This is a genomic window from Thiorhodococcus mannitoliphagus (assembly GCF_010915725.1).
GTDB classification, from domain to species: Bacteria; Pseudomonadota; Gammaproteobacteria; order Chromatiales; family Chromatiaceae; genus Thiorhodococcus; species Thiorhodococcus mannitoliphagus.
The window spans coordinates 43,828-54,435 of the sequence record NZ_JAAIJR010000026.1; the positions used below are offsets into that span (position 1 = coordinate 43,828).

Below are 10,608 nucleotides of genomic sequence, written 5' to 3' on the forward strand. Positions count from 1 at the left end.
GTAATCAGTTAACTCTTGCCAGCACTGACTGCTCGGCAGCCTCACGGGCACGACGATCGACCTCGAGGAGGAACTCCAGCCCCTGGTTTTCGACGGATTCGTTCGGCAGCTTATCCAGCGTGTCGGCAACGACGGCAGCGATTCCAGGAAGGTCGACACGACGATTGAGGAAGGCCTCAACAGCCACTTCATTGGCTGCATTCAGCACCGCGGGGGCCGTTCCGCCAAGACGCGCGGCCTCGAAGGCTAAGCCAAGGCAGGGAAAGCGCATCAGGTCAGGCTCCTCGAAGTCGAGCCGGGCGACCGCGAATAGATCCAAGGGTGCGACACCAGAGTCAATGCGGTCAGGCCAAGCCAGGGCGTGAGTGATCGGCGTACGCATATCTGGGTTACCGAGCTGAGCGAGGACGGAGCCATCATCATATTGCACAAGCGAGTGGATCATGCTCTGCGGATGCACCACCACCTGTATGTGGTCGGTATTGGTGCCAAACAACCAACAAGCCTCGATCACCTCGAGGCCCTTGTTCATCATGGTCGCGGAATCGACAGAGATCTTGCGCCCCATGGCCCAGGTGGGATGGGCACAGGCCTGCTCGGGCGTGACGCTCGAGAGTCGCTCGACGGGCCAATCTTTCAAAGGCCCACCCGAGGCCGTTAGCAGGATGCGTTTTACCCCGACCTTGGACAGACCATCGGCGAAATTCGGCGGCAGACACTGAAAAATGGCATTGTGCTCGCTGTCGATCGGCAGGAGTTCCGCGCCACTATCCGACACCGCCTCCATCAGCATCGCACCCGCGACCACAAGCGACTCCTTATTGGCGAGGAGCACGCGCTTGCCCGCGCGCGCCGCAGCCAGGGTCGGTCGCAAACCGGCTGCGCCGACGATGGCAGCCATCACGTAATGGCTCTCTGGGAGCGCGGCAACCTGCTCGAGCCCCTCGACGCCTGCCAGCACCTCGGGCCGCCCAGGCATGTCGGCAAGTAGCTCACCGAGCCGCACCGCAGCATCCGCATCAGCCATGACTGCAAAATCAGGACGATGCTGTCGACACTGCTCAGCGAGCCGCTCCGCATCGCGGTTGGCGGTCAATGCCACCGCCCGGAAACGATCAGGATGCCGCGCCAGCACATCGAGCGTACTGACACCGATGGAGCCCGTGGCCCCGAGAACGGTCACGCCAATCAAAATCCACTCCGCATCAGGTTAGGGCCCAAACCACACCGAGGGCGAACACAGGGGCAGCCGCAGTGAGGCTGTCGATGCGATCCAAGAGCCCCCCGTGTCCGGGCAAGAGTTGACTGGAATCCTTCATGCTGCGCTGGCGCTTCAAAAGACTCTCGTAGAGATCTCCCACCACGGAGATGAGGGCCGCGGCAGCGCAAATGATCAAGGCCAGCAGCGTATGACGACCGTCGAGCCCGAGCGCCCAAGCGAGCCCAAGACCACAGACTGCGGCTCCCACCAATGCGCCGTAGACACCGACCCTGGTCTTTCCGGGGCTGACGGCTGGCGCAAGCTTTGCCCGCCCCCAGCGTCGCCCAACGAAGTAGGCCGCCGTATCTGCCGTCCAAATCAGGATTAGGAGAAAGAGGACCAAGCCAGGCCCGACGTCCGGGGCGCGGTGTAGCTGCATCACCGCCGCCCACGGCGGCAGCAGAACCAGCAAGCCGGCGACCAGTTGCAACGCCCGCGGCCCCTCTATCAGGTCGATTTTCCGCGTCATGAGAATCTGAACGGCCTGAAACAGCCACCACAGCGACCCAAGGACAAGCGACGGCCCCTGCAGGCTCGGAAACAACCAGAGTATCCCGACGCAAAGCCCGACCAAGCCCAAGTAGCCAAGGCGATGCTCTGCCTTGGTGATCCCTGAGAGGCTGCCCCATTCCCAAGCAGCAAGGAGCAGCACCAGCAAAAAAAAGAGCCCGAAGGCTGAGGTTGGCAGGAACAGAACTGCGGCGATGACCAGGGGCCCCAGGGAGAACGCCGTGATGGCGCGACGCCGCAGACTGCTGGATGCCAGCGCCATGCTAGCCTCGCGCATAGCGGGATACCGGCGCCACGGACTCGACCTGATCACCCGTGAGTCCGAAACGCCGCTGCCGGCGACCATAGTCGTCGAGTGCCTGCCCGTAGGCAGCCTCGTCGAAGGCAGGCCATAGCGTGTCGGTAAAGTAGAGTTCGGCGTAGGCGGACTGCCAAAGCACGAAGTTGCTCAGACGCTGCTCGCCCCCGGTTCGAATAAAGAGATCAGGCTCCGGAAGATCAGGAAAGGACAGGTAGCCTGAGAAGAGGGCCTCGTCGATCTCCTCGGGGTCGATGCGACCGGCCCGCGCCTCTGCGGCGAGACGTCGCGCCGCCTGCATAATGTCCCAGCGCCCGCCGTAGTTTGCCGCGACCTGGAGGTTGAGCCGACTGTTCTCGGCTGTGAGCGCCTCGGCCTCAGCGATACGATGCTGCAGCTTCTCGGGAAAGGCAGCGCGCTCACCGATGACGCGCAGGCGCACTTGGCTCTCGTGCAAGCGCCGAACCTCGCTACGTAGCGCGCTTATGAAAAGCTCCATGAGAATATTGACCTCGCTGCGAGGGCGCTGCCAATTCTCGCTACTAAAGGCGAAGAGCGTCAGGATCTGAACACCACGGCGCACGCTCTCCTCCACGACCGCGCGAACGCTCTTGACACCCTCGCGATGTCCGGCCGTGCGCGGGAGACCGCGCTGTTTGGCCCAACGTCCGTTCCCGTCCATGATGATCGCGACATGCCGAGGCGTCCGACCATCAGGATCGGACGGGAGAACGACTGGGGTTGCGGTTTTCACGATAGCTTTGGTGATCGCTCGAGGCCCACAGACCTCAAATCGACATCAGGTCTTGCTCTTTCTCGGCCAGAACGGCGTCGACGTCCTTGACATACTGATCTGTCAGCTTCTGAACGATCTCTTGGCCACGACGCTCATCGTCTTCAGAAATCATCTTCTCTTTGACCAGCTCTTTCAGATCGTGATTGGCGTCACGCCGGATGTTGCGAATCGCCACGCGAGCTTGCTCGGCCTCATGACGCGCCACCTTGATCAGATCCCGTCTGCGCTCCTCCGTCAGAGGCGGCATGGGCACCCGAATCACGGTTCCCGCAGTATTGGGGTTGAGCCCCAGATCCGACTGCATGATCGCCTTCTCGACGGCCTGAACCATCCCCTTCTCCCAGGGCTGAACAGCGAGCGTCCGCGCGTCTTCGGCATTGATATTGGCGACCTGACGGATCGGCATGTCCGAGCCGTAATAGGACACCATAATGTGGTCGAGCAATGATGGATGTGCGCGACCGGTGCGGATCTTGGCCAACTCATGAGAGAGCGCCTCGACGCTCTTGCCCATGCGGTCGGCCGCATCTTTCTTGATATCGTCGATCATCTTAGCTCTCGCTCACGACCAAGGATCCGACGTCTTCGCCGCGAATCAATCGCAGCAAAGCTCCGGTCTCGTTGATATTCATTACGCGCAGCGGCATGGCGTGGTCACGGCACAGCACAATGGCCGTGGTATCCATCACCCGCAAGTCTTGCTGCAACACCTGATCATAACTGAGGCGGGGATAGAAGGTTGCCGTTGGATCGGTTACCGGGTCGGCGGAGTAGACGCCATCAACCTTGGTGGCCTTGATCAGCACGTCGGCACCGACCTCGATCGCCCTTAGGCTCGCGGCCGAATCCGTCGTAAAAAGGGGATTTCCCGTCCCGCCAGCGAAGATGACGACACGCCCGCACTCCAGATGCTTAATGGCGCGCCGACGCCCGTAGCCTTCGCAGACCTGGTCAATCTGGAGGGCAGACATGACAGGCGCGGCAAGACCCAACCGCTCCAGTGCGTCCTGCATCGCGAGGGCATTCATCACCGTCGCGAGCATCCCCATGTGATCGCCGGTCACGCGCTCCATGCCACGCGCGGCAAGACCAGCGCCGCGGAAGATATTGCCCCCGCCGATGACAAGCGCGACCTGGGAGCCCGCTTCGACAAGTGCCTGCACCTCATGGGCAAAGCGCTCGAGCACGTCCGGGTCTATCCCGTGAGTGCCCTCGCCCATCAGCGCCTCGCCACTGAGCTTAAGCAAAATGCGTCGATAAACGAGGGCGGTCATAGCCCGGACTCCCATAGCGCCTGGATCTTTAGCCGACCAGGATACAGCAACTACTCAGCTGCCGCGAACCTGCGCCATCACCTCGTCGGCGAAGTTCTCGGTCTTCTTTTCGATGCCTTCGCCCACCTCGACGCGCGCAAACCGCTTCACCTCCGCGCTCGCCTGCTTCAGCAGTTTCTCGACGCTTTGATCGGGATCCTTGACGAAGGCCTGCCCAAGCAGCGTCACCTCTTCCAGGTACTTACGCACGCGGCCCTCGACGATCTTGTCCATGATGGCCTCAGGCTTGCCGCTCTCGAGCGCCTGCGCCTTGAAGATCTCCCGCTCTTTGGAGAGGGCCTCCTCAGACACCTGATCGGCACTGATGCAAATCGGATTGCTTGCCGCAATGTGCATCGCCAGATCGCGACCCAGGGCCTCATCACCGCCAACGAGGTCGACGACCACGCCGATCTTGAGACCGTGCCGATAGCTGCGAAGGGCGCCCGCTGCGGCATCGAAGCGCAACAGACGACGCACCTGGACGTTCTCACCGATCTTGGTGACCAGCGCCGCGCGCGCCGTCTCGACAGTCTGCGAGGAATCACCCGCCAGTGCCGCCGCAGAGAGCCCTTCCACGTCCTGCACATCGCTATTCAGGGCCGTTTCAGCGGCAGCCTCGGCGAAGGTCTGGAAGTTGGCATCCTTGGCGACAAAATCCGTCTCGCAGTTGACCTCGAGCATGACGCCGCGCTTGCCGTCGTCCGAGATCTTGATCACGACGACACCCTCGGCGGCGGTTCGCCCGGATTTCTTCGCCGCCTTCGCCTGACCGGACTTGCGCATCGCCTCGATCGCCGCCTCAATGTCGCCCTTGGCGTCGACGAGCGCCTTCTTGCACTCCATCATGCCAGCGCCGGTGCGCTCGCGGAGATCCTTAACCAGTGCGGCTGAAATCGCCATCGCTATCTCACCTCTCGCCCGCTGTGGGCTTTCACGAATTCTAGATACGAAACCGCCGCTGATCGCGGCGGCCGAAAAACTGGAGGGGCTCAAGCAAGCAGGCCACGAGCGCCGACGCATGCGGCGCGCGCGACTTGCTCGACGCCCTAGCTGGAGACGGCCTCCGCGGCCTCACCCAAGGCGGCCTCCTCAGCGCCGTCGCGGCGGCCGACCATGGCCGCAGCGGTATCACGACCGTCGAGGATGGCATCAGCCGCGCCCGCAATGTAGAGGCGCACGGCGCGAATCGCGTCGTCGTTACCCGGAATGACGTAGTCCACCTTGCTCGGATCGTTGTTCGTATCGACGACACCAACAACAGGGATGCCCAGCTTGTTCGCTTCGGTGACCGCGATCTTCTCGTGACCGACGTCAATCACGAACATGGCGTCGGGCAGGCCGTCCATGTTCTTGATTCCACCCATGCTCTGCTCCAGCTTATCGCGCTCGCGCGAGAGCCCTAGCGCCTCCTTCTTGTTGAAGCGCTCGATGGTCCCGCTCTCGAACATCGTCTCGAGCTCTTTGAGGCGCTTGACGGAGTGGCGAATCGTCTTGAAGTTGGTGAGCATGCCGCCCAGCCAGCGGTGATTGACGTAGGGCATACCACAGCGGATCGCTTCTTCCTTAATGGCGTCGCGGGCAGCACGCTTGGTGCCGACGAAAAGAATCTTGCCCCCATTCGCGGCGAGCGTCCCGAGATAATTGACGGCCTCTTGATAGAGCGGCAGCGTCTTCTCAAGGTTGACGATGTGGATCTTGTTGCGGTGCCCGAAAATGAAGGCACCCATCTTCGGGTTCCAATAGCGCGTCTGGTGGCCGAAGTGCACTCCGGCCTCCAGCATTTGTCGCATCGTAACTTCGCTCAACGTATTCACCTTATTTAGTCTTGGGTTAGGCCTCCACGCGCCCCACACGACAACCCGAGTGAACGGGCACCCAGTCGTATGTGTCGACACGTGTGTGGACAAAACAACACGCCGCCGCGATCATCGCTGCCAGAACACGGGGACACCCCTACTCAGCCGAGCGACGCGATGAGCATCAGCTCGGACCGCGCGAAGACTCGACGCTAAAGTTGGGGTAAGGATCGGCAGGGATCCCAACGGACGACGTAAGTGCGACCAACGTCTCCGAAAATTCAGCCCAGGTCAGGAGCAAGCCTCACTTGGGGCGGCTGAGCCCGCCCTTACTTAACGACTCAGCGCAAGCAAGGGTAGAGACGCCGTTTGCGGCTCAGCGCCGCGTTTTATACCATAGCGGGTCTTTCGCAAGCAATTGACTCCAACGGGTCGGGAATCGACACCACAGTCGTGGACGCCTCAACAAGTACTATGAGTGTGCAGATCAAAACCCCGGAGGCGATCGCGAAGATGCGAGTCGCCGGCCGGCTCGCGGCCGACGTTCTCGATATGGTCGAGCCCCACGTCCAGCCTGGCATCACCACCGAGGAACTCAACCAAATCTGCCATCGCTACATCACCGAGGTCCAGGAGGCGATCCCCGCCCCCCTGGACTACCGCGGGTTCCCGCGATCCATCTGCACCTCGGTCAATCATCAGGTCTGCCATGGCATCCCCAGCAGCCGACGCCTTAAAAAAGGAGACATCGTCAATATTGATATCACCGTCATCAAGGATGGCTACCACGGAGACACCAGCAAGATGTTTTTCGTCGGTGAACCCTCTGTGCTTGCGCGCCGACTGGTCACGGTGACCCAGCAAGCCATGATGATGGGCATCAACTGCGTGCGACCCGGGGCAACGCTGGGCGACATCGGCCACGCGGTGCAGACATTCGTGGAAACTCATGGCTATTCCGTGGTGCGCGAGTATTGCGGACACGGCATCGGCAGCGATTTCCACGAGGAGCCCCAGGTCCTGCATTACGGCAAGCCTGGGGAGGGACTCACATTGCAGGCCGGCATGTGCTTCACGGTCGAGCCAATGGTCAACGCCGGCAAGCGCTTCATCAAGGTGCTCCCGGACGGTTGGACAGTCGTCACCAAGGACCGCAGCATTTCCGCCCAGTGGGAGCACACGATTTTGGTCACCCCCGATGGTCACGAAATCCTGACCTTGCGCGCGGAGGAGCGGGGCGACCCCGCATCCTCCTGAGCACCGGGCGACCCGTTCAGTGGATGTCGCGCAAGGCCAGCCCCCTCACAACAGCGCGCCTGCACCCCAGGCGCCCGTCTCCCCCATTGCTGCATTCAAAGACAGACTGCGCAAAGGCACCGAGCAGCTCTTCCGCCATTTCGATCAAGGCACCCCGATCGCCAGCCTGGTGCTCGAGCGCAGCCAACTGATCGATGAAGTCCTGCGGGACGCCTGGGCCATGCACCTAGGAACATCCCAACACGCCTGCCTAGTCGCGGTCGGCGGCTATGGACGACAAGAGCTGCAGCCCGCCTCCGATGTCGACATCCTCATCCTCATCGAGCCACAGCGCGAGGGCGAGCTGACCGAGCCACTCGAGCAGCTCGTGATCTTTCTCTGGGACATCGGCCTAGAAGTCGGCCATAGCGTTCGGACCGTTGACGATTGCGTGCGTGAGGCCTCCGACGACGTCACCGTGATGACCAACCTCATGGAGGCGCGCCTACTCTGCGGAGACGACGGGCTCTTCCAGCGGATGCGCGAGGTCACCGGGCCCGATCGCATCTGGGACAGCGAGGCTTTCTTCGCCGCCAAGACCCGTGAGCAGCGCGCGCGCTGGCAGAAGTACGGGGACACGGCCTACACCCTTGAGCCCAACATCAAGGAAAATCCCGGCGGCCTTCGGGACATCCAGATGATCGGCTGGGTCGCCAAGCGGCACTTCGCCGCCGAGACACTGCATGAGCTGGTGGATCACGGGTTCCTGACGGAGGCCGAGCACGAGACGCTCGTCGGAGAGCAGACGCTGCTCTGGTGCATCCGCTTCGCCCTGCACCGCCTCGCCGGCCGCCGTGAGGACCGCCTCTTATTCGATTATCAGCGCAGTCTGGCACAGGGGTTTGGATTCTCGGACGGTGAAAACAACCTCGCCGTCGAGCAGTTCATGCAGCAGTACTACCGCACGGTTCAGGAACTCAACCGTCTCAACGAGATGCTCCTGCAGCTGTTTCGTGAGGCCATCCTGCTGCGCGACGAGATCGGCCCCCCCGTCCCCATCAACAAGCGCTTCCAGTCCCGCAGCGGATTTCTCGAGGTCACCTCACCCAGCGTCTTTTCGCGCTACCCCATCGCCTTGCTGGAGGTCTTTCATATCCTCCAGACCCACCAAGAACTCGAGGGTGTGCGCGCCAGCACCATCCGCATGATCCGCGAGAACCGCCACCGCATCGACGACAACTTCCGTGCGGACCTGAGGGCACGCAGCCTCTTCATGGAGATTCTGCGCGAGCCTACCGGGATCACCCACGCCTTCCGCCGGATGAACCGCTATGGCGTGCTGGCAGCCTATATCCCGGCCTTCGCCAACATCGTCGGGCGGATGCAATACGACCTACTGCATGTCTACACGGTGGACGAGCACACCCTGGTGCTGGTGCGCAACCTCCGCCGCTTCACCATCCCCAAACACGACGAAGAGTTCCCGCTCTGCAGCGCGGTCGGCCGGCGCATCCCCAAGCTCGAACTCCTCTATCTCGCGGGACTCTTCCACGACATTGCCAAGGGGCGCGGCGGGGACCACTCCATCCTGGGGATGCGCGACGCCTGGGAATTCAGCCGCTTGCACGGCCTGAGCGACTTCGACAGCCGCCTCGTCGCTTGGCTGGTCGAACAGCACCTTGTCATGTCCATGACCGCCCAGCGCAAGGACATCAGCGACCCCGAGGTCATCCAGGCCTTCGCGGAGCTCATCGGCGACCCGACCAGACTCGACTATCTCTACCTGCTCACCGTCGCGGACGCGCGCGCGACCAACCCCGAGCGCTGGAACAGCTGGCTGGACGCCCTGCTGCGAGAGCTTTACTACAGCACCCGGCGCGCACTCTTGCGCGGGCTCGACAATCCACAGGCCCAAGACGAACTCATTGCTCAGAAGCAAGCGGAGAGCATGCGCCTGGTCGCGCGCTATGGCGTCGACCCAGAGGCCTGCAACGCGCTCTGGCGCAAGTTCGGCCTGGATTTTTTCCTCCACAACTCACCGGACGAGATCGCCTGGCAGACTCGCCAGGTCTTAGAAGCACACCCGAGCCAGTGCCCCTTGGTCGTCATTCGCCCATTAACGGCGCGCGGCGGCACCGAGGTCTTCATCTACTCGCGCGATCGGGCCAACCTGTTCGCCCGCACCACCGCAACACTCGACCAGATGGGCCTCAACATCATGGATGCCCGCGTCATCACAACGGACGACGGCATGGCGGTCAACAGCTATCAAGTGCTGGGGCCGGACGGCGCGCCCGTCGACGACCCGCTCCAGATGGAAGAAATCCGCGCGACGCTCGAGACCAATATCGCTGAACCCCTGGAGACTGCCATCAAGGTCGCCCGCTCGGTGCCACGTCGGCATCGCCATTTCCCCACTGAGACCCGCGTCACCTTTTCGGCGGACACACCGAATCAGCGCACCATCATGCGGCTGACAACACTCGACCGCCCGGGATTGCTCGCCGAGGTGGGCGCGGTCTTCCATAACTGCGGCATCCGCCTGCAAAACGCCAAGATCGCAACTGTCGGCGCAGAAGTCGACGACGTCTTCTTCATCACCAGTGACGAAGCAGCCCCCATCACTTGCGAGAAGGCCCTGGCGTGCTTGAGGGAAGAGATCCATGAGCGACTCGAACGGCAAGACGCTCAAGGCTGAGCGATCCGCACACCCCCGCGCACAGACGCATGCGCTTCGGCCGCGCCTGACGGCTTGGCCCGCAATCATCGCCCTAGGCATCGCCTCGGCCAGTCTCCTTGGTGTCGCGCGAGCAGAGTCGACGGACGACCCCGGCGCGCCATTGCAGGACGACTGGATGGGGGCCGCGGAGACCGCTTCACCCTGGCTCGACGAAGTGCGCGCACAGCGTCACGCATGGGAACTCAGGCGCAAAGCGGCACGAGAAGAATTCGAGGCGAGACGGCGCCGCAACAATCCCCGCGCCTCGGCACGCCAAGAGGCGTGGGAAGAGGGCCTGCGCCAGCGCCGCGCCGAGCGTCAGGAACGCATTGAGCAAGAGCGGGAGCTGTTCCGCAGCCTTGGCCCGACGCCACCCACTCACTCGACGCCACCACCGCCCAGCGACCCGGGCAACGACAGCCCGTCTCCGCCCCAACCAGACCCGATGCTCAAGCCACCTGGCTGGAACAACCTCTGGTATTTTCGCGGATTCTAGAGACCTTAAAGCCTTAAAGCTGTCTGGAAACTCCTAGTGCTTCGCTGCGCAAGTTCCGAGACCGTTGCCTCCTCGTTGTCGTTGTCGTTGTCGTTGTCGTAATCGTGGTCTCGACATGGCGAATATTCGATTACGACAACGACAACGACCTGAGACGGTCTCGGGACTTTCGCACAGTTG

Annotated in this window: 10 protein-coding genes; 3 read left to right on the forward strand and 7 right to left on the reverse strand. The window is 62.3% G+C overall.

Features of this window, described 5'->3' with window-relative positions; genetic code table 11:
* Positions 1-4 precede the first annotated feature (4 nt).
* From ispC to rpsB, 7 genes are all read right to left on the reverse strand, one after another.
* Positions 5-1,192, reverse strand: a complete 1,188-nt coding sequence (gene ispC / locus G3480_RS08560; RefSeq protein WP_164653453.1) for a 1-deoxy-D-xylulose-5-phosphate reductoisomerase — start codon at positions 1,190-1,192, stop codon at positions 5-7.
* Between the two features lie 13 nt (positions 1,193-1,205).
* The gene (locus G3480_RS08565; RefSeq protein ID WP_240905686.1) at positions 1,206-2,033 is read right to left on the reverse strand and encodes a phosphatidate cytidylyltransferase; all 828 of its coding nucleotides are present in this window, start codon (positions 2,031-2,033) and stop codon (positions 1,206-1,208) included.
* A 1-nt stretch (position 2,034) separates the two neighbouring features.
* Positions 2,035-2,823 (reverse strand): isoprenyl transferase, encoded by a 789-nt coding sequence (locus G3480_RS08570; RefSeq protein WP_164653455.1) that lies wholly within the window; start codon positions 2,821-2,823, stop codon positions 2,035-2,037.
* 34 nt (positions 2,824-2,857) lie between these two features.
* Positions 2,858-3,415: a ribosome recycling factor gene (frr, locus tag G3480_RS08575; RefSeq protein WP_164653456.1), complete on the reverse strand. Its 558-nt coding sequence runs from the start codon at positions 3,413-3,415 to the stop codon at positions 2,858-2,860.
* A 1-nt stretch (position 3,416) separates the two neighbouring features.
* Entirely contained in the window at positions 3,417-4,139 is a 723-nt protein-coding gene (gene pyrH / locus G3480_RS08580) for a UMP kinase (protein ID WP_164653457.1), read from the reverse strand.
* 54 nt (positions 4,140-4,193) lie between these two features.
* Positions 4,194-5,081, reverse strand: coding sequence for a translation elongation factor Ts (gene tsf / locus G3480_RS08585; protein ID WP_164653458.1), 888 nt, complete (start codon positions 5,079-5,081; stop codon positions 4,194-4,196).
* 146 nt (positions 5,082-5,227) lie between these two features.
* On the reverse strand, positions 5,228-5,971 hold the full coding sequence (gene rpsB, locus G3480_RS08590; RefSeq protein WP_164653459.1) for a 30S ribosomal protein S2: 744 nt from the start codon (positions 5,969-5,971) through the stop codon (positions 5,228-5,230).
* A 480-nt stretch (positions 5,972-6,451) separates the two neighbouring features.
* Here rpsB and map point away from each other — a divergent pair, with 480 nt between their 5' ends.
* The 3 genes from map to G3480_RS08605 all read left to right on the forward strand — a co-directional run bounded on the left by map (position 6,452) and on the right by G3480_RS08605 (position 10,428).
* A complete protein-coding gene (gene map / locus G3480_RS08595) occupies positions 6,452-7,234 on the forward strand; it encodes a type I methionyl aminopeptidase (protein WP_164653465.1) in 783 nt (260 codons plus the stop codon).
* 85 nt (positions 7,235-7,319) lie between these two features.
* Positions 7,320-9,911 carry a [protein-PII] uridylyltransferase gene (glnD, locus tag G3480_RS08600; RefSeq protein WP_420824612.1) on the forward strand — a complete coding sequence of 864 codons (2,592 nt, stop codon included), beginning with the start codon at positions 7,320-7,322 and terminating at the stop codon, positions 9,909-9,911.
* Positions 9,877-10,428 carry a hypothetical protein gene (locus G3480_RS08605; protein WP_164653461.1) on the forward strand — a complete coding sequence of 184 codons (552 nt, stop codon included), beginning with the start codon at positions 9,877-9,879 and terminating at the stop codon, positions 10,426-10,428. Before glnD ends, G3480_RS08605 begins: the two co-directional genes overlap by 35 nt.
* Positions 10,429-10,608 lie beyond the last annotated feature (180 nt).